Here is a 19,395-nt window from a genome sequence, read left to right on the forward strand (position 1 = left end):
GCCTTTTAAATAATTAGTATATAATATTTCTATTAAAGTATAACGTTATAATAGGTATAGGGGTAATTTAATACTATACTAAGGGTGGTGAGTACAATAGAACTGACAAAGCGCCAGGAGCATATTTTGCAAATAGTAAAAGAAAGTGGACCAATTACAGGGGAGCAAATTGCCGATCAGTTAAGTCTAACGAGAGCAACATTAAGACCTGATCTTGCCATTCTAACAATGGCGGGTTTTCTGGATGCTAGACCACGTGTAGGCTATTTTTATACTGGAACAATCCGGGGCTCAATTATTAACTGAAAATCTTCAAAAAATCTATGTGAAGGATTATCAGTCCATTCCTGTGGTTGTAAATGAAAATGTTTCTGTCTATGACGCCATATGTACAATGTTTCTTGAGGATGTGGGAACATTATTTGTAGTGGATCAAAAATCGCTTTTAGTTGGAGTTCTTTCTAGAAAAGATTTGCTGAGAGCAAGTATTGGGAAACAGGAACTTACCAGTATTCCTGTTAATATTATTATGACAAGAATGCCTAATATTACAATGTGTGAGCGGGAAGACTTATTAATTGATATCGCAAAGAAATTGATTGAAAAACAAATCGACTCTCTCCCGGTTGTGAAGAAATCAGACAAAGGGTTTGAAGTAATTGGCAGAATCACAAAAACAAACATAACAAAAGCTTTTGTTGCTTTAGGTGATGAGTAAGAAGATAACTTAAAAGAGGAGCTGTTGGGGGAGAATGAGTTTACCAGTTATTTATGTAGTTTCTGATTCGGTTGGTGAAACAGCGGAATTAGTGACAAAAGCGGCAATAACCCAATTTAATGGTTCTGGCATGATGTTAAAAAGGTTTCCATATGTTGAAGACAAGGAACATATTGATGAAGTCATCTCACTTGTTTTGTTAGATAAGGGAATGATTGCCTTCACCCTAGTAAAACCAGACATGCGTACATATATGAAGGACCGTGCTGAAAAAGAAGGAATCATTGCTGTCGATTTAATTGGGCCTATTATGGATCAAATTGAAGTATTTAGTGGGAAAGCTCCTTTATGTGAACCTGGACTAGTCAGGAAGCTCGATGAGGATTATTTTAAGAAAATTGAGGCGATTGAATTCGCTGTTAAATATGATGATGGTCGTGACCCTAGAGGAATCTTAAAAGCGGATATTGTCTTAATTGGTGTTTCTAGAACTTCAAAAACACCATTATCACAATATTTGGCACATAAACGATTAAAAGTAGCTAATGTACCGCTTGTACCTGAGGTAGATCCGCCAGAAGAACTTTTCAAGGTTCCCATTGAAAAATGCTTTGGATTAAAAATCAGTCCTGAAAAGTTAAATAATATTAGACGTGAAAGACTTCGTTCCTTAGGATTAAATGATCAAGCTAGTTATGCAAATATTGAACGGATTAAAGAGGAATTAACTTTCTTTGAACAGTTGGTATCTAAAATTAATTGTCCTGTAGTCGATGTAACGAATAAGGCAGTTGAAGAAACAGCCAATATTATTTTAAATTATATCCAAAAAGGGAGACCTTAGTGCATAATCAATCGATTATGTGCTTTTCTTTTGATAAAAACATAAAAAATAATATAAAATAGTTATGGTAAAATGATAATGATTGTACTATAATAAAAAATTGTGATAAAAATATATCTTTTTAGGTTTAGAGTTGCATGTGAACGAATAAACTATTTATTGTTAGATGTCAAGGCAACCTCCTAAAAAAAATTCGACATAAATCCTTTTTAGAAAAGTTAGCTCTTTTAGAAGGAATATGTGGAGTGATGTAGAATTAATACTTATGCAAAAAGCATCCTAACCATTTATGTGGATGCTGATTCATGCCCGGTTAAAGAGGAAATTGTCGAAATTGCTTCCGATTTTTCCGTCAAAGTTTTATTTGTAGCTTCCTACGACCATCATGTGAATCATCCTACATATGCAAACTTGAACAGTTTTTACAAGCAAAGGCTAGGAAGAGATGCGTTTATGGAAAGGTCCAAATCCATTTCAAAATGAGGACCTTATAAGATTTACGGCAGAATTAATAAAAATTTTGTCGAATTTTGCAGGAGTTTAAAGAATGCCTGCCGAATACCTGTTAGTACAAATGGAGTTGTTCACATGGCAGATCGTATAGCCGAAGAAAAGATTGACCAGATTCGTCAAGCAGTTGATATTGTCGAAGTAATCAGCGATTATGTTCAACTGAAAAAACAGGGGCGAAATTACTTCGGATTATGTCCTTTCCATGGTGAAAGCACCCCTTCATTTTCAGTTTCGTCAGACAAACAAATCTTTCATTGCTTTGGCTGCGGGGCAGGTGGAAATGTTTATTCTTTCCTAATGGAACTTGAAGGTCTATCATTCCAGGAAGCAGCCATCAGATTAGCTGGAAAAGTTAATATTGACCTTGATATTAATTTATCATCAGCGACTGGCGAGAGGAAAGTTTCCAAAGAATTTCAAGCCATGCTTGATGCCCATGAGTTGTTAAGGAAATTTTACCATCATTTGCTAGTAAATACAAAAGAGGGTCAACATGCCCTGGAATATTTATTAGGTAGGGGATTTACAAGAGAATCGATTGATAAGTTTCAAATTGGGTATTCATTAAATTCATGGGATTTTGTTTATAAGTTCCTTTCAAAAAGAGATTTTTCTCCTGAATGGATGGAAAAAGCCGGACTTATTATCCAGCGTGAAAGGGATGGGACATATTTCGATCGATTTAGGGATCGAATCATGTTTCCTATTTTTGACCGACAAGGTAATACGATTGCATTTTCAGGGAGGTCGTTAGGGGCTGATGAGCCCAAATATTTAAATAGTCCCGAAACAGCAATCTTTAATAAAAGTAAAATACTTTATAATTATCATTTAGCCAAACCGAGTATAAAAAAATTGCAACATGCTGTTTTGTTTGAGGGGTTTGCCGATTGTATTGCAGCAGATCGATCAGGTGTAGAAAATGGTATTGCTACAATGGGAACATCTTTGACAGATGAACATATAGCTCTTTTACGCCAAAGCGTTCAATCCATAACTATTTGCTATGATTCTGATAAGCCGGGAATTGAGGCTGCCTTTCGGGCAGGGAGTCACTTGCATAATGCGGGGTTCCAAATCAAAGTCGCTATGATGCCGGATGGGATGGATCCGGATGAATATATTAAAAAAAATGGCTCTGAAAAATTCCGCAATGAAGTGATTGGTGCAAGTTCCACCTGGATGGGATTTAAATTTCTCTACTATAGAAGAGGAAAAAATCTTCAAATTGAAGGAGATCGGCTTGCATATATCGAACAAATAATTAAAGAAATCAGCCAGTTAACTAAAGCAGTTGAAAGAGATCATTACTTACGACAACTGGCAGCAGAATTTTCGCTTTCATTAGATGCTTTAAAGCAACAACAAAAACAGATATTTTTTGAAGAAAAAAGAAAATTCAATAACAAAACTACCGAATCAGATAATAAACCATCACTGAAAATAGTGAAACAGGTGAACGAGTTAAAGCCCGCGCATTTTACAGCTGAAAGGCGTTTAATCGCTCATATGTTAAAAAATCGTGACGTTGCTTATAAGGTTCAGGATTTATTACAACAAAATACGTTTAATATTGATGAACATCAGGCAATAATAACATATCTGTTGGGATTTTACGAAGATCATTTGGAACCTGATTCCAGTGCGTTTTTAACCTATATCCAAGATGATAATCTTAGAAGAATGGTTGCAAATATTGAAATGATGTCTATTAATGATGAAGTAACAGACCAAGAATTAACTGATTATATCAAACAGGTGTTGAATTATCAAAAATTGCTAAAGATAAAAGAAAAAGAAGTGGAACAAAAAGAAGCAGAGCGACAAGGCGAATTTGCTAGAGCTGCTGCAATTGGTATTGAAATTATTCAATTGCGTAAATCGTTATAGATTCCATTTTAGTGTCTTTGATTCTGGAAGGAGGGGGACATATGGCTGCTGAAAAATCAGCCCGTTCAAAAGAGGCCGAGAACGAATTGACCTTTGAACAAGTAAAAGATCAGTTAACTGAACTAGGAAAAAAAGTTGGTGTCCTTGCCTACGACGATATTGCTGAAAAGATGGCCAATTTTGATTTAGAATCTGATCAAATGGACGAATTTTATGAATTCTTAGGAGATCAAGGTATCGAATTAGTCGGAGATAGTGAGGAAGCTCCAAACAGTAAACAATTATCAAAAGGGGACGACGAAGAATTTGATTTAAATGATCTTAGCGTTCCTCCAGGTGTTAAGATTAATGACCCAGTTCGTATGTACTTAAAAGAGATTGGACGCGTTGACTTACTTTCTGGTGAAGAAGAGATTAAACTCGCCAACCGTATTGAAGAAGGTGACGAGGAAGCGAAGCGCCGTTTGGCGGAAGCAAACCTACGTCTTGTCGTAAGTATAGCAAAGCGCTATGTAGGTCGCGGAATGCTATTTCTAGACCTGATTCAAGAAGGAAATATGGGCCTAATTAAAGCAGTTGAAAAGTTTGACTACCGTAAAGGATTTAAATTTAGTACCTATGCAACATGGTGGATTCGTCAAGCGATAACAAGGGCTATTGCAGACCAAGCAAGAACGATTCGTATCCCGGTTCATATGGTTGAAACCATTAATAAGTTAATTCGTGTACAGCGTCAATTACTTCAGGACCTTGGTCGTGAACCAACGCCGGAAGAAATTGGTGAAGATATGGATTTAACTCCTGATAAAGTAAGGGAAATTTTAAAAATTGCTCAAGAACCAGTCTCTCTTGAAACTCCTATCGGTGAAGAGGATGATTCACATCTTGGTGATTTTATTGAGGACCAAGATGCAACATCACCTTCTGAACATGCTGCATATGAATTATTAAAAGAGCAGTTAGAAGATGTTCTCGATACTTTGACAGACAGGGAAGAAAATGTCCTTCGCCTACGTTTTGGATTGGATGATGGCAGGACTCGTACACTTGAAGAAGTTGGAAAAGTCTTTGGTGTAACCCGCGAACGAATTCGTCAAATTGAAGCGAAAGCATTGCGGAAATTACGTCACCCAAGCCGAAGCAAACGGTTGAAAGATTTCTTAGAATAAATTTTTTAATAAATGGTTTACTCTTTAAATGGAGTAAACTATTTTTTTTTTTGCTCTTTTTTCAAATATTTACATTGAAAGCACTTACTCTGTGAATTTATTTTACTGAATTGTCTCTCATTTTGCAAATAGGCCCAAATAATTATTCAGATATTTTTAGTGTTTTTATTTTATTAAAAAAGAGTTGAATTTTGCATTTTATCGTATCTTCTCTTGAAGAGAGTGTTAAATATTGTTTAATGCTTTTTAATGATGTTTTTTTTATTATTTTCAAATAATAAATTATTTTATAAAATTTTTAAATGTTGAGAAATTTTATTCATTTCTCTTATAATAGTAAAGAAAGCGCATACAAAGTTGTTTCAAGGGGGATTAAAATGAATTTTGACTTAACTGCTGAACAAGATATGATTAAAAGGACCATTAGACAATTTGCTGATGAAGAAGTAGCGCCCGGTGCTATTGAACGGGATAAGACTAAAAAATTTCCAGTAGAAGTTTTTAAGCAGCTGGCAGATATGGGGATTATGGGGCTTCCATTCCCAGAAGAATATGGTGGTGCAGGAGCAGATACCGTCAGTTTCGCCATCGTAACAGAAGAACTAAGCAGAGCATGTGCATCCACAGGGATAACCTATTCTGCCCATATTTCTTTAGGTGGGGCGCCACTATATTTATTTGGAACCGAGGAGCAAAAGCAAAAATATTTAACTCCCATTTGTACAGGGGAATCCTTAGGTGCATTTGGCTTAACAGAGCCTAATGCAGGTTCAGATGCAGGGGGGACAAGGACATCTGCCGTTGAAGAAGGTGGTGAGTTCTTAATTAATGGAAATAAGTGTTTCATAACAAATGCAAGCTTCGCTAAGCATTTAGCTTTAACCGCGGTAACAGGAGAACAGAATGGGAAGAAAGAAATTAGTGCCATTATTGTCCCTACTAACTCTGAAGGCTTTACGATCATTGATAACTATGAAAAGATGGGGTTGAATGCCTCGAATACAACAGAACTTGTGTTAGAAGACGTCAGAGTTCCTTCTGAGAATCTTTTAGGAAAGCGTGGAGAGGGGTTTAGACAGTTTTTAATCACACTGGATGGCGGACGTATTGGAATTGGCGCTATGGCGGTAGGGATTGCTCAGGGGGCCTATGAGAAAGCACTTGCTTATGCAAAGGAACGAAATCAATTCGGGAAATCTATCTCTTCCTTCCAAGCCATTCAATTTAAATTAGCTGATATGGCTATGAAAATTGAGTTAGCACGTAATATGGTTTATAAAGCTGCATGGTTAAAAGATCAAGGCAGGGCATTTTCTAAGGAAGCAGCTATGTGTAAACTATATGCATCGGAAATATGTATGGAAGTGACCAGTCAGGCCGTTCAAATTCACGGTGGATATGGATATATGAAAGAGTATCAAGTGGAAAGAATGATGCGAGATGCAAAATTGCTTGAAATTGGGGAAGGAACATCTGAAGTACAAAGAATGGTTATTTCACGATTAATTGGTTGTTAAAAGTAAATATGGGAATGATAATGGAGGTAAATTAATAAATATTGTTAATTTACCTCTTTTTTCTTTTGGCTGTGTAAAAGAACAGTGTTGATTTTACACCCTGTTGATTGGAAAGGAAGGCACGAAGACTCCTCGAAAATGCTATCGCATTTCCTTCGTGCGTGGGCGGATTCAAGATGCCATTCAATGTCCTGTGAGAGTATGGTTCAGGGGAGACCCCGCAGGCGCCTGTCTCCGAGGAGGCTCGCCGAAACACCCAAGAACCGTTCGTGCCTGGAGCGGAAATCAACTGGCGAGTTTATCAGAGCCTTCTTTTTTATAAAGATTATAGTGATAAAATAAGTTTAGGGCTTTTCCTTCTGTTCATTTTCAAGTAAAATAGTAATTGTTTGTAGACTATTTATTTATTAACAGATGTTCGTACATAAGGGAGGTAAATATCATGAACCGTAATCCAGTAATTCCTTTTATTCTTATCATGGTTTTTGGAATCGTACTTGTATTTGTCATGTCTTTCAAAGGCCTTGGAGATATGAAAGAAGTCGCTAGTGAGAAGGGTGAAGGAAAAGGCAGCGAGAAGACAGAAGTAGCTGCATCTAAACCAGAAGACATTTATAAGCAAACATGTGTTGCTTGTCACGGCGATCAGTACCAAGGAGTAGTTGGTCCTACGCTAAAAGGTGTTGGAAGCAAGTATTCTAAGGAACAATTAGAAGAGATCGTAACAAAAGGTAGAGGTAACATGCCAGCTGGTCTAGTTTCACCAGATAAAGCTGGAGCAATGGCAGATTGGTTAAAAACAATCAAATAATTTAACATTTTTACAGAAGTCCTTTGCATAAGTGAAGGACTTTTTTTTATAATGGGAAAAGCGATTTAAAAGTTATTATAATTTGTAAAGTGGTGGTATTTTGAATACAGATAAATTGTCAATGCGTCTAGAAACAGTTGCTAAATATGTCCCTGCTGGGGCAAGGATTGCTGATATTGGATCCGATCATGCGTATTTACCTTGCTTTTTAGCCAAAAATACAGGAATCTCTTTTGCAGTAGCAGGAGAAGTTGCAGCAGGTCCATATCATTCAGCTGAAAGAAATGTTCAATCAGAAGGTTTATCTTCTATTATTTCTGTGCGAATGGGTAATGGTCTAGAAGTCATTCAGCCTGGAGAGGTGGATTATATTACTATAGCAGGAATGGGTGGCTCCTTAATCACAAGTATTTTAGAAAATGGAAAAGAAAAGCTTGGGTCGGTTAAGCGGTTAATTTTGCAGCCAAATATAAGTGCCGTTTCTATAAGAAAATGGTTTATGGAGAACAACTGGGAACTTATTGCGGAAGAAATTATGGAAGAAGACGGGAAAATTTACGAGGTTCTTGTTGGTGAAAAAGGGGATCCTTCTAAACCCTATCAGGATCAGTTAGAAAGCGGTCTTTTATTAGGGCCGTTTTTATGTCAAAAACAAGAGTCAGCCTTTCAAAAGAAATGGACCATGGAAATTAGAAACTGGAAACGAATAGTGGAGCAGTTAGAGAGTGCGGGAGAAACAGCTGAGACATTAGAGAAAAAGCAAGAGCTATTGAACAAGATTAAGTTAGTTGAGGAGGTACTGAAATATGAAGAATCCTAACGGGCATGAGATTATTCAGCTTTTTGAACAGTTTTCACCGAAATCTTTTGCGATGGAAGGTGATAAAATCGGCTTGCAAATTGGACGGTTGAACAAGAAAATTGAGCGTATTATGATCGCATTAGATGTGCTGGAAAATGTGATCGATGAAGCAATAGAAAAAAATGTACAACTCATTATTGCCCACCATCCGATCATTTATCGACCGCTTAAAAATGTCCTGACAGATACTCCTCAAGGAAGAATCGTTGAAAAATTATTGAAGCACGATATCGCAGTATACGCTGCGCATACCAATTTGGATGTGGCAAAGGGAGGAGTAAACGATCTTCTAGCAGCTGCATTAGAATTACAGGATTCAGAAGTCCTTGTACCGACCTATGATACGAAGTTGAAAAAATTAGTCGTTTTTGTACCAGCAAGCCATGCGGAAGAGATTAGAAAAGTACTTGGTAGTGCAGGAGCCGGTTTTATTGGGAATTATAGTCACTGCTCTTTCTCTGCTAATGGTACTGGAAGATTTATACCTGGTGAAGACACGAACCCATTTATTGGTCAAGTAGGTCTAATAGAAGAAGTAGAGGAAGTACGAATTGAGACGATTATTCCAGAGCCGCTTCTAAAAAAAGCGGTAACTGCGATGATTAAAGCGCATCCGTACGAAGAAGTCGCATATGATGTGTATCCTACAGAAAATATTGGTGAAGTGCTAGGTCTAGGCAGGATTGGAAAAGTTAGTGAAATGACTCTTGGAGAATTTGCAGAAAAAGTAAAGACTGCCCTTGATGTTAAGACAGTCCGGGTGGTAGGTGACCTTGATACTAGAATTAAAAAAGTGGCTGTTTTAGGTGGCGATGGAAATAAGTATTTCATGAATGCTAAGTTTAAAGGGGCAGATGTTTATGTGACAGGTGACATTTATTATCACACTGCACACGACGCGATGATGCAAGGGCTTAATATGATTGATCCTGGTCATAACGTAGAAAAGATAATGAAAAAAGGGCTCACAGTCATTTTACAGCAAATGTGTAAAGACTCTGGATATGAAGTTGAAATATTCCCATCTGAAATCAACACAGATCCTTTTCGATTTGTATAAAAGATAGGCTGTGTTAAAGAACCGTGTTAATCTATACACTCTGTTGATTGGAGCGGAAGGCGCGAAGACTCCTGTGGGAGTATGGTTCAGGAGAGACCCCGCAGGCGCAAGCGCCGAGGAGGCTCGCCGAAACACCCACGGAAAGCGAAGCGCCTGGAGCGGAAATCAACAGACAATTTTAACAGAACCAAAAGAAAAAAAGAACCGGTCTAATGTTCATAGACGCGGTTCTTTTTTTCACTCTCCCTCAGTCTTTTTAACCTTGGGTAATATTCTGTTTAACTGGACTTTCTTTCTACGTTCCCATGTTGCCTCATTGTTTGGATCAAATTGTTCAAGAAAGGTAATGACTTCCTTTGTAATAGGAGTAGGGGTGGAGGCGCCGGATGTGACAGCAACCGTTTTAGCATCCTTAATCCAATCAATTTCTAATTCTGTGATATCAGCAATTCGGTAAGCGGTTGTTCCGGCAATTTCTTCAGAAACCTGTGCAAGACGATTCGAGTTATTGCTTTTTGGATCACCTACTACAATAGTAACATCTGCTTCTATGGCTTGGTTGGCAACAGCCTCTTGGCGAATTTGGGTTGCATGACAGATTTCATTATGAACCTCAACATGAGGATATTTTTTTTGGACTCTATCCATGGTGTCAGCGACATCCCATTGGCTCATAGTTGTTTGATTGGTTACAAGTAATTTTTCGCAATCAATGTTTAATGCTTCCACATCAGCTGGAGTCTCGACAAGATGAACCATGTCAGGGGCAACACCAATCGCTCCTTCAGGTTCAGGATGTCCTTTTTTCCCAATGTAAATAACCTGGTAACCTTGTTTCGTCTTTTCTTCAATTAGTTCATGGGTTCTGGTAACGTCTGGACATGTTGCATCAATAGTGACTAGACCTTTCTTTTTAGCCATCTCACGAACTTCTGGTGAAATCCCATGGGCTGTAAAGATTACCGTCCCAGATTCGACTTTATCAAGTATATCTATTCTGTTTTTACCATCTAATGTGATGATTCCTTCTTCCTCAAAGGCATCGGTCACATGTTTATTATGAACAATCATCCCTAAAATGTAGATAGGGCGAGGTAGTGATTTATCTAATGCCGCATTTCTGGCAATGACCATTGCGTCGACCACACCATAGCAGTATCCGCGTGGAGATATTTTAATGATTTGCATATAAGAAAGTCCCCCTAAAAGACATTGTTTAATAGACTATGTAATTATTATATAAAACTAATAGATATAATACAAAGATACATTTTTCCTTTTCATTCTTGATAAAATAAAAAGAATGCTGTTCCCAGCATTCATAGGTTAGATGTACATTTTTGGGGTAGATGTCCCTCTTGGTTTTTGGCTGTTGCCAGTATTGACGGGTTTTTGCTGTTCTTTCTGTGTGGATGTTTTTCCTGTTCGACGATTTCCTGTGAGTTCCTTTGTCGAAGACTCTTCCTCTGTAACAGATATGGATTGATTGTTCTGTTCACTGGTGGATTCATCAGTGCTCTTCGAAGCATTCTTAAAGCCTTTGTAAAGCCTCCACATTGCTGGAAGATTCTTAACCATCGGTCCGTATTGTTGAATCATCGGACCTATTGATTGGGCGGTTCTTAAAACCTGTTGGGTATTATTAAGCATATTGGTTATACCCCCAGGATTACTTAAGGACTGAAGTAAACCGCCAGCTCCGCCTGAAGCGGCTCTGCCAGCTCCCCCGGCGCCCATAAGTCCTCCGGCACCCCCGCCAGCTGGATTTCCTCTTCCGAGAATCCTTGAGAGCAGTCCGCCACCACCGTTCGCTTGCCTACCCATTGCTCCCATCATTGGATTTCTTCCCAATGGGTTTGCAGAAGGTCTCATCATGGGTCCTCCCCCACCAAAGGGATTACCACCTGGTCCCATCATCCCGCCAAAAGGATTGTTTCCTGCCCCCATCATCGGATTTCTTCCTCCATACATTCCTGGGCCCATTCCGCCTTGCATTGGTATTCTTGGTCTTGGTTGCATACCACGACCTCCTTTCGTTCCCTCATGATTTAAAATATGCATTTCACCTAAAATGGTTTAGGTATTCTACACAAGTAACGACGAAATTTCATTTTAAAAACCGGATAAAATGTAAAAGATGAGAAATATATAGATAGTTAGCTGGTGATTTAAGTGAAACTTTAATATAATAACATGATGGAATGAAAAGTGTGGTTATATATTAGTGGAGAAAACTACGTTATCATTTATGGATATTTTTTAGAATAAGGAGCCTTTATATGAAAGTTAATAAATTTGAGCGTTTTAAGTTGCAGCCATTTATCATAGAATCACTGAATAAATTTGGTTTTTATAATCCAACTGAAATTCAGGAACGGATGATTCCGTTAGTACTAAAAGGAGAAAGTGCCATCGGGCAATCTCAAACAGGAACAGGGAAAACATTTGCCTATGTACTTCCCATCCTTGAAAAAATTGACCCGGATCGTCAAGAGGTACAAGCAGTAATTACTGCTCCAACAAGAGAGTTAGCCTCACAAATTTATCATCAAATCTTAAAAGTAACTGAACAATGCAGTCCTGATCGTCAGATCATGACAAGATGTTATATTGGTGGTACGGACAAGCAACGTACGATCGAGAAATTAAAAGTTCAGCCGCAAATCGTTGTCGGTACTCCTGGCCGTATTAAAGATTTGATGGTTGAACAAGCCCTTTTCACTCATACATCAGAAATCCTAGTGGTAGATGAAGCAGATATGATGCTTGATATGGGGTTTATTGAGGATGTAGATCAGGTGGCTGCCAAAATGCCTGAGAATTTGCAAATGCTTGTTTTTTCAGCGACTATTCCTGAAAAGCTAAAGCCTTTCTTAAAGAAATATATGGAAAACCCAAAAACGATTCATGTGGATGCGAAAAATAAGGCTGCAGAAAATTTAGCGCATTATCTATTGCCATCTAGACATCGTAGTAAGAAGCAGCTTGTGCATGATGCATTACTTGCCTACAATCCTTATTTAGCGATTGTTTTTACGAATACGAAGAAAATGGCAGAGGAAGTAGCGTACTTTTTAAATGAAAAGGGATTAAAGGTTGGCCGTGTTCATGGAGACTTAAATCCTCGTGAACGTAAAAAAATGATGAAGCAAATACAGGATTTGGAGTTCCAGTACATTGTGGCTACAGACCTTGCATCAAGGGGAATAGATATCGAAGGGGTAAGTCACGTAATAAACTATGAATTGCCATCTGATTTAGATTTTTATATCCATAGGGTAGGGAGAACAGCAAGAGCAGGTAATACAGGAATTGCGCTTACCATCTATGAAAATTCTGATGAAGATGCCTTAAATAAGTTGGAAAAAATGGGTATTCAGTTTGAAAATGTCGATCTTAAAAAAGATGGATTTGAGGAAATAGATGAACGGAATAGAAGAAAGACACGAGTTAGAAAAGAAGATGAAGCAGCTAAAACAGCTAAATCACTAGTAAAGAAGCCGCAAAAGGTAAAACCAGGCTATAAAAAGAAAATGCAGTGGGAAATGGATAAAATTAAGAAGCGTCAGCGTAAGTTAAACCAGAAAAAGAAATAAGGCTAGAATGGAGAGGGAAAAATGTTGAAGATTGGTTCACACGTGTCCATGAGCGGAAAAGAGATGCTACTTGCAGCGAGTAAAGAAGCAGTTTCTTATGGTGCGAATACGTTTATGATTTATACCGGTGCACCACAAAATACAAGAAGAAAAAAAATTGAAGACCTAAACATTGAAGCAGGGAGAAAACATATGGAGGAGCAGGGTATCTCAGAAATCATTGTCCATGCTCCGTATATCATCAATATAGGGAATACCACAAATCCAGATACCTTTGAATTGGGTGTAAGGTTTCTCCGCAGTGAAATTGATAGAACGGAAGCCATTGGTGCTAAGCAAATTGTCCTTCATCCAGGTGCACATGTGAGTGCTGGTACAGAAGCGGGAATAAAGAAAATCATTGAAGGTCTTAATGAAGTTCTTACAGGAAAAGAACAGCTCCAAATTGCTTTAGAAACGATGGCTGGAAAAGGATCTGAATGTGGTAAGTCCTTTGAAGAAATCGCCATGATTATGGATGGAGTTCATTATAGTGATAAATTATCCGTTTGTTTCGATACATGCCATACACATGATGCGGGCTATGATATTGTGAATGACTTTGATGGCGTGTTAAATGAATTTGATAAAATAGTTGGTTTGGATAAGTTAAAAGTACTTCACATCAATGACAGTAAAAATGCCGCAGGAATGAAAAAGGACCGCCACGAAAATATCGGGTTTGGTCATATTGGTTTTAAGGCATTAAATTATATTGTGCATCATCCACAATTGATGGATATCCCTAAGATTCTTGAGACACCTTTTGTTGGTGAAGATAAAAACAATAAAAAAGCTCCTTACAAATATGAAATTGAGATGCTTCGTAAGCAGGAGTTTAATGAAAACCTTTTAGATACTATCATGCAATCATAAGGAAAAGCTGTGCATTCTGCACAGCTTTTTCAATTGACCTTCTTATTGCTTTGTAAACTGCATTAATAATTTATTCACTTCACGTGCGGTTTCGGGTCCTGCTGCTTTAGCAATTTCCTTTACTAACTTACTACGTTGGGTATGGTCAAAAATGTTAATGTTTTTCCCGCGTAAGTATTCAGCAATTTTACTAGCCTGCTGTTGATTGACATTAATATTAAATTGATTGGCATATTTAACTAACTCTTCAGCAGTTATCGTATTGATCTTATGATTGATGATGTTTTCAAATATTTTCACCTTCATCACTCCTCCATGCTAATGTATGAAAATCTAACGGGAGTGTGACAATGGAATTATGCAAGGGAAATATGCATGTTGTTTGCTTTACAATCAGAATCTCGTATTGTATACTACTCTAAGTTAAATCGGAATGATTCTTATAATTGAAGTGAGAGTGCAAATCATGCAATCAGTAATTAATATAAAACATTTATTTTATCGTTATGAAAAAGACACAGTCCTAGAGAATATTAATATGTCCGTCCCTGATGGGTCATTTTTAGCAATTGTTGGGCCTAATGGATCCGGGAAATCCACCCTTTTAAAATTAATTTTAGGGTTATTAAAACCGCAAAAAGGTGAGATTACTCTATTCGGTCAGGAAATAAATAAATTTAAAGAGTGGCAGCAGGTCGGTTATGTGTCGCAAAAGGCGAATTCTTTTAATACAGGCTTTCCGGCTACCGTATTTGAAGTAGTAGCTAGTGGACTGACAAAAAAACTTGGCTTGTTTTCTTTTTTTAAGAAGGAACATTCGAAAAAAGTATATGAGGCATTAGAGTCAGTTGGCATGAGAGAGTTCAGTAATCGAAATATTGGAGAACTTTCTGGAGGGCAACAGCAAAGAGTTTTTATCGCTAGAGCATTAGTAAGTGAACCAAAGTTGCTTATTCTTGACGAACCGACAGTTGGAGTAGATGCTGAAAACGTTAATTCCTTTTATCAAATGCTTGGGGATTTGAATAAAAGCCGTGCTATTACATTGTTATTGGTTACCCATGATATTGGGACTATTTCTGATAAAGTTACCCATGTTGCCTGTTTAAATAAACATCTGCATTTTCATGGTGAAACAAAGGAATTTGAACAATTAAAAGGGGAAGGAATGTCTGAATTTTATGGTCATGATGTTCATTTACTCTCACATCACCATGAACACGGAGGCGCCCAAAAATGATCCAAGGAATATTTCATTATGAATTTTTACAAAATGCCTTCTTAACCGGAATATTAATCGGGATTCTTGCCCCGTTATTAGGGGTTTTTATCGTAGTTCGAAGATTATCTTTAATCGCTGATGCCCTGAGTCATGTAACATTAGCGGGTATTGCTGCCAGTCTGTTAATTGAAAAAAGTTTTCCCGTATTGGCCGGCTTAAATCCGCTTTATTTAGGAATGGTTTTTTCAGTAGGTGGTTCTTTATTTATTGAAAAGCTAAGAGGGGTTTATAAACACTATCAGGAACTTGCAATTCCCATCATATTATCTAGTGGAATTGGGCTAGGGGTTATTTTTATTTCTCTTGCCAATGGATTTAATACTGATTTGTTCAGCTATTTATTTGGTAGTGTGTCTGCTGTAAGCAGAACAGACCTCTGGGTCATTCTATTCATCAGTGTTCTTGTTATTTTAGTCATTATTCTATTGTATAAAGAGTTGTTTTTACTCTCTTTTGATGAAGAGCATGCGAAGGCTTCTGGAATTGCCGCAAAAAGCATCCATTTCATCTTTATTGTTATGGTTGCGCTTGTTATTGCTGCATCAATGAGAATCGTTGGAATTTTATTGGTTTCCTCTTTAATGACGTTGCCTGTCGCTGCTAGTATTCGAATTGCTAAAGGTTTTAAGCAAACGATTTTCTTATCCGTTCTTTTTGGCGAGATTTCTGTATTAGGTGGACTTTTCATCGCCTATTATGTGGATTTGGCTCCAGGTGGAACAATAGTAATGCTTGCAGTCCTTATTTTAATTTGTTCTATCTTTTATAAAAAAATGTCTAGTGCAGTTGGGGGTGGAGCAAAGTGAACGTTAACGAAGCGATCCAATATTTAAAAGAAAATGGTTTTAAGCAAACAGGAAAAAGAGAAGATATGCTTCAATTGTTTGCCGATAGCGATAAATATTTAACGGCCAAGGATGTGCTTGATCAGTTAAAGGATGATTATCCAGGTCTAAGTTTTGATACAATATATCGAAATTTATCCTTATTTGTTAATATGGGGATATTAGAAATGACTGAGTTGTCTGGTGAGAAACATTTTCGTTTTACTTGTTCAAGCAGCCACCACCATCACCATTTTATCTGTTTAGACTGTGGGAAAACGAAAAAAATTGAAACCTGCCCTATGAATGACTTAAGCGAAAACTTAAAAGGCTACGATGTTTCTGGTCATAAATTTGAAATATATGGACGCTGTCCGGATTGTTTGAATTAAAGAAGAGGCTGACTCAAATGAGTCAGCCTCTTCGCGTGCCAGCCAGTCGATGTTTTTCCTCTTCTTGCCATAGCCAATTTTCAACCCAGCTATTTGCCTCCATCCAGTTGTTTACCCGAATAACTCCTTTAGGAATTGGATCTTGGTTATAGGGTGTATCGAATAATATGACAGGGATCCGACACTCCTCATGAATCATTATAGCATTATCATGTTTATCCTCGAAAAAAAGCTCTACCTTATGTTTTTTAACTGTTTCCACTTTATCATGGGAACCAATCAATTCAATATGGTCAAAAGTTAAACCCTTGTCAAAAAACCAATTTTCAGTCACTTCAAGTAGATGGGAGCCCCTTGCACTAATAAAGAATAGTTCATGTATATTTTGCCACTTTCTTAGAACTTGCTTTGCTCCTTTTGCAAGAGGAGATTCTTTATAAATGATTGGTTCATTCTTTGTAAACCATTGGGCAAATTCTTCTTCAGATACATTAACAAATGGTGTTAAATCATATTGATCAACGTCTTCATACATAATTTTCATTCCGAATGCTTTGTTAATAAAAGGCAGGATTGATTTAGGGCATGTAACGGTTCCGTCGATGTCAATTCCAAATCTTTTTCTCATATAGGTTCACCTTCAAATTGCAATAGACTATCTTTATTTTACCAAAGACAGCTTAACAATAAAGTATTTATTTATAAGTAAATTTTTTCGGTACATGAAATAAAAAACTAATGCAGTCAAACTTTAACATATTAAAATTTGCACGAAAGCTAACAATAATAAATGCTCCTATAACTGAAAGTGAGGGATTAGGATGGCAGATGAAAGAGACACGAGAGTACAGGAAGCCCTTCGAAGTTCGATTATAGGCGAAGAGATTCCCAATTCTCCTTCTGAATTTAGAGAAGAAGTAGCCTCAGAAGTTGCTGAGCCTATAAAGACTCGCTATTCCTTGAAAAAAGACGATCCTGTTCCTGAAATTGGGGCATCAGTTCCTATTCATTCTACAGGATATAAGGAAGAAACAGCTGCCGAAATAGCAGCCCCAGTGCCAGTAGTTCGAAGAGATGTGCGTACAGGTGATAGAGAGAGAGCAGAGGGAGGTACCGGAATGGGTACCCTTGCCATTGCCCTTTCTATATTGTCCCTGTTCGTAATGCCCATTCTTTTTGGGGCTGCCGGCATTGTGTTAGGGTTTGTTGCTAGAAGAAGAGGCGCTGAGGGGCTTGGTGCCTGGGCAATAGGTATTGGCGCCATCTCCATCATTCTTGGTATGTTTATTCTTCCGTTCTTTTAACATGAACAGCCTAGGAGCAAAAAGAAACCCGGTAGAAGTGCCTACCGGGTTTCATACTGTGTAATTTTATTGATTTACTTTTTCTTCCTCAGCTTTTTTACGGAAATATTCTTCCGCAATTTGGTCGATTTCTTTTTTCAATTCTTCTACCATTTCAGCCTCTGGAACTTTACGGACGATTTCGCCCTTTCTAAAAAGTAAACCTTCTCCACGTGCGCCAGCGATTCCAATGTCAGCTTCACGAGCTTCCCCAGGCCCATTTACTGCACAGCCTAAAACGGAAACCTTAATTGGTGCTTTGATGTTTTGTATATATTCTTCTACTTCATTCGCAATACTGATTAGGTCAATTTCAATTCGACCACATGTAGGGCATGAAATTAATGTTGCAGCATTCGATGAAAGTCCGAAAACTTTCAAAAGTTCTCTTGCTACTTTTACTTCTTCAACCGGGTCTGCACTTAATGAAATACGAAGGGTATTTCCAATCCCTTTACTAATAATAGCACCTAATCCTGCAGCACTTTTTACAGTTCCCGAAAAGAGTGTTCCGGATTCCGTAATTCCTAAATGTAATGGGTAATCAAAAGCACGTGCAGCTTTTTCATATGCCTCAATTGCAAGATTAACATCAGATGCTTTCATTGAAACAATAATGTCATGGAAATCTAAATCTTCGAGAATTTTGATATGGTGAAGAGCACTCTCGACCATTCCATCTGCAGTAGGGTATCCGTATTTTTCAAGGATCTTCTTCTCAAGAGAACCTGCGTTTACCCCAATGCGAATAGGAATACCACGTTCTTTTGCTGCTTTTACAACAGCTTCTACTTTTTCACGCTTCCCGATGTTACCAGGATTAATTCTGATTTTATCTGCTCCGCCTTCGATAGCTTTTAGAGCTAATTTATAATCAAAATGAATATCAACGACAAGTGGAATATTAATTCGTTTTTTGATTTCTGATATAGCATTTGCTGCTCGTTCGTCCGGGCAGGCTACCCGAACAATTTGACATCCCGCTTCCTCAAGACGTTTAATCTCAGCTACTGTAGCTTCAACATCATGAGTCTTAGTTGTGGTCATACTTTGGATAATTAATTCATTATTCCCGCCAATTGTTAAGTTACCAACTTTAACAGGCCGGGTTTTTGTGCGATGTATAATTTCACTCACGTGGAATTCGCTCCTTTAAATTGGAATTCGAATAAGGTTCTAAAATCAATCCGACTTTATTTTATCAGTCTACTACTATTTTTGACAAGAAGAAGCGATTATCCTCATTTTTTTGAGTAGTCAGGAAAAATGTATGTGGAGCCAATCTGAATTTTCTCAGGAGCTTTTCCAGGATTGAGTTTCTTAAAATCTTCAATAAGCTCTGAGATAGATACGGGAATTGATTGATCCAACTGATTCTCCACTATTGATATCACTGTATCGCCAGGCTTTACTTTTGCTTCAAATGCAGGAATATTTGTCTTTGGTTTAGCGATGTCCTGTTGTGTACTGTTCTCACCCTTTGCGTCAACATGCTGAGGGGTTGAAGATGGCAGGGTGCCAACTGTTAAATCAAAGTAAATCACATATATTATTAAAACAGATAATAACAAACCGAAAAGTTTTTTCATTGGACAAGCCTCCAGGCAGGAATGTTTGTACATACCTATGCTTGTCCAATTAAATATAGAACTTAAAAGA

The 19,395-nt window shown here is 37.6% G+C and carries 19 protein-coding genes and 1 pseudogene; 14 read left to right on the forward strand and 6 right to left on the reverse strand.

Features of this window, described 5'->3' with window-relative positions; all coding sequences use genetic code 11:
* Nucleotides 1–87 precede the first annotated feature (87 nt).
* The 8 genes and pseudogenes from ccpN to QE429_RS09470 all read left to right on the forward strand — a co-directional run bounded on the left by ccpN (nucleotide 88) and on the right by QE429_RS09470 (nucleotide 9,384).
* Nucleotides 88–718 (forward strand): annotated as a pseudogene (ccpN, locus tag QE429_RS09430) (transcriptional regulator CcpN).
* 34 nt (nucleotides 719–752) lie between these two features.
* Nucleotides 753–1,562: a pyruvate, water dikinase regulatory protein gene (locus QE429_RS09435; protein ID WP_307286732.1), complete on the forward strand. Its 810-nt coding sequence runs from the start codon at nucleotides 753–755 to the stop codon at nucleotides 1,560–1,562.
* A 588-nt stretch (nucleotides 1,563–2,150) separates the two neighbouring features.
* The gene (dnaG, locus tag QE429_RS09445) at nucleotides 2,151–3,965 is read left to right on the forward strand and encodes a DNA primase (RefSeq protein WP_307286734.1); all 1,815 of its coding nucleotides are present in this window, start codon (nucleotides 2,151–2,153) and stop codon (nucleotides 3,963–3,965) included.
* A gap of 41 nt (nucleotides 3,966–4,006) precedes the next feature.
* Nucleotides 4,007–5,134, forward strand: coding sequence for an RNA polymerase sigma factor RpoD (gene rpoD / locus QE429_RS09450; protein ID WP_307286736.1), 1,128 nt, complete (start codon nucleotides 4,007–4,009; stop codon nucleotides 5,132–5,134).
* 377 nt (nucleotides 5,135–5,511) lie between these two features.
* Nucleotides 5,512–6,651 carry an acyl-CoA dehydrogenase family protein gene (locus QE429_RS09455; RefSeq protein ID WP_307286738.1) on the forward strand — a complete coding sequence of 380 codons (1,140 nt, stop codon included), beginning with the start codon at nucleotides 5,512–5,514 and terminating at the stop codon, nucleotides 6,649–6,651.
* A gap of 442 nt (nucleotides 6,652–7,093) precedes the next feature.
* A complete protein-coding gene (cccA, locus tag QE429_RS09460) occupies nucleotides 7,094–7,462 on the forward strand; it encodes a cytochrome c550 (RefSeq protein ID WP_307286740.1) in 369 nt (122 codons plus the stop codon).
* Between the two features lie 100 nt (nucleotides 7,463–7,562).
* On the forward strand, nucleotides 7,563–8,282 hold the full coding sequence (locus tag QE429_RS09465; protein WP_307286742.1) for a tRNA (adenine(22)-N(1))-methyltransferase: 720 nt from the start codon (nucleotides 7,563–7,565) through the stop codon (nucleotides 8,280–8,282).
* Entirely contained in the window at nucleotides 8,269–9,384 is a 1,116-nt protein-coding gene (locus QE429_RS09470; protein ID WP_307286744.1) for a Nif3-like dinuclear metal center hexameric protein, read from the forward strand. Before QE429_RS09465 ends, QE429_RS09470 begins: the two co-directional genes overlap by 14 nt.
* A 237-nt stretch (nucleotides 9,385–9,621) precedes the next feature.
* Here QE429_RS09470 and QE429_RS09475 read toward each other — a convergent pair whose 3' ends face one another.
* Complete coding sequence (locus QE429_RS09475) at nucleotides 9,622–10,572, reverse strand: 4-hydroxy-3-methylbut-2-enyl diphosphate reductase (protein ID WP_307286746.1); 951 nt, start codon at nucleotides 10,570–10,572, stop codon at nucleotides 9,622–9,624.
* Between the two features lie 138 nt (nucleotides 10,573–10,710).
* Nucleotides 10,711–11,403 carry a VrrA/YqfQ family protein gene (gene vrrA / locus QE429_RS09480; protein ID WP_307286748.1) on the reverse strand — a complete coding sequence of 231 codons (693 nt, stop codon included), beginning with the start codon at nucleotides 11,401–11,403 and terminating at the stop codon, nucleotides 10,711–10,713.
* Nucleotides 11,404–11,663: 260 nt separating this feature from the next.
* Between vrrA and QE429_RS09485 the strand changes: the two genes are divergently transcribed.
* A complete protein-coding gene (locus QE429_RS09485; protein WP_307286750.1) occupies nucleotides 11,664–12,980 on the forward strand; it encodes a DEAD/DEAH box helicase in 1,317 nt (438 codons plus the stop codon).
* A gap of 21 nt (nucleotides 12,981–13,001) precedes the next feature.
* Nucleotides 13,002–13,895, forward strand: coding sequence for a deoxyribonuclease IV (locus QE429_RS09490; RefSeq protein ID WP_307286752.1), 894 nt, complete (start codon nucleotides 13,002–13,004; stop codon nucleotides 13,893–13,895).
* A 42-nt stretch (nucleotides 13,896–13,937) separates the two neighbouring features.
* Here QE429_RS09490 and QE429_RS09495 read toward each other — a convergent pair whose 3' ends face one another.
* Nucleotides 13,938–14,195 carry a DUF2624 domain-containing protein gene (locus QE429_RS09495; RefSeq protein WP_307286754.1) on the reverse strand — a complete coding sequence of 86 codons (258 nt, stop codon included), beginning with the start codon at nucleotides 14,193–14,195 and terminating at the stop codon, nucleotides 13,938–13,940.
* 166 nt (nucleotides 14,196–14,361) lie between these two features.
* Between QE429_RS09495 and QE429_RS09500 the strand changes: the two genes are divergently transcribed.
* The 3 genes from QE429_RS09500 to zur are packed head-to-tail and all read left to right on the forward strand — an operon-like array spanning nucleotide 14,362 to nucleotide 16,393.
* The gene (locus tag QE429_RS09500; RefSeq protein ID WP_307286756.1) at nucleotides 14,362–15,135 is read left to right on the forward strand and encodes a metal ABC transporter ATP-binding protein; all 774 of its coding nucleotides are present in this window, start codon (nucleotides 14,362–14,364) and stop codon (nucleotides 15,133–15,135) included.
* The gene (locus tag QE429_RS09505; RefSeq protein ID WP_307286758.1) at nucleotides 15,132–15,983 is read left to right on the forward strand and encodes a metal ABC transporter permease; all 852 of its coding nucleotides are present in this window, start codon (nucleotides 15,132–15,134) and stop codon (nucleotides 15,981–15,983) included. Before QE429_RS09500 ends, QE429_RS09505 begins: the two co-directional genes overlap by 4 nt.
* Nucleotides 15,980–16,393 carry a zinc uptake transcriptional repressor Zur gene (zur, locus tag QE429_RS09510; protein ID WP_307286760.1) on the forward strand — a complete coding sequence of 138 codons (414 nt, stop codon included), beginning with the start codon at nucleotides 15,980–15,982 and terminating at the stop codon, nucleotides 16,391–16,393. Before QE429_RS09505 ends, zur begins: the two co-directional genes overlap by 4 nt.
* Before the next feature lie 22 nt (nucleotides 16,394–16,415).
* Here zur and QE429_RS09515 read toward each other — a convergent pair whose 3' ends face one another.
* Nucleotides 16,416–17,021, reverse strand: a complete 606-nt coding sequence (locus QE429_RS09515) for a 5' nucleotidase, NT5C type (RefSeq protein WP_307286762.1) — start codon at nucleotides 17,019–17,021, stop codon at nucleotides 16,416–16,418.
* 331 nt (nucleotides 17,022–17,352) lie between these two features.
* Between QE429_RS09515 and QE429_RS09520 the strand changes: the two genes are divergently transcribed.
* Nucleotides 17,353–17,697, forward strand: a complete 345-nt coding sequence (locus tag QE429_RS09520; protein WP_373463240.1) for a hypothetical protein — start codon at nucleotides 17,353–17,355, stop codon at nucleotides 17,695–17,697.
* Between the two features lie 66 nt (nucleotides 17,698–17,763).
* Here the strand turns inward: QE429_RS09520 and ispG are convergent, their stop codons facing one another.
* Nucleotides 17,764–18,864 (reverse strand): flavodoxin-dependent (E)-4-hydroxy-3-methylbut-2-enyl-diphosphate synthase, encoded by a 1,101-nt coding sequence (gene ispG / locus QE429_RS09525; RefSeq protein WP_307290755.1) that lies wholly within the window; start codon nucleotides 18,862–18,864, stop codon nucleotides 17,764–17,766.
* A gap of 113 nt (nucleotides 18,865–18,977) precedes the next feature.
* Nucleotides 18,978–19,325 (reverse strand): LysM peptidoglycan-binding domain-containing protein, encoded by a 348-nt coding sequence (locus QE429_RS09530; RefSeq protein ID WP_307286765.1) that lies wholly within the window; start codon nucleotides 19,323–19,325, stop codon nucleotides 18,978–18,980.
* Nucleotides 19,326–19,395 lie beyond the last annotated feature (70 nt).

Source organism: Bacillus sp. SORGH_AS_0510, from assembly GCF_030818775.1.
Lineage (GTDB): Bacteria > Bacillota > Bacilli > Bacillales > Cytobacillaceae > Neobacillus.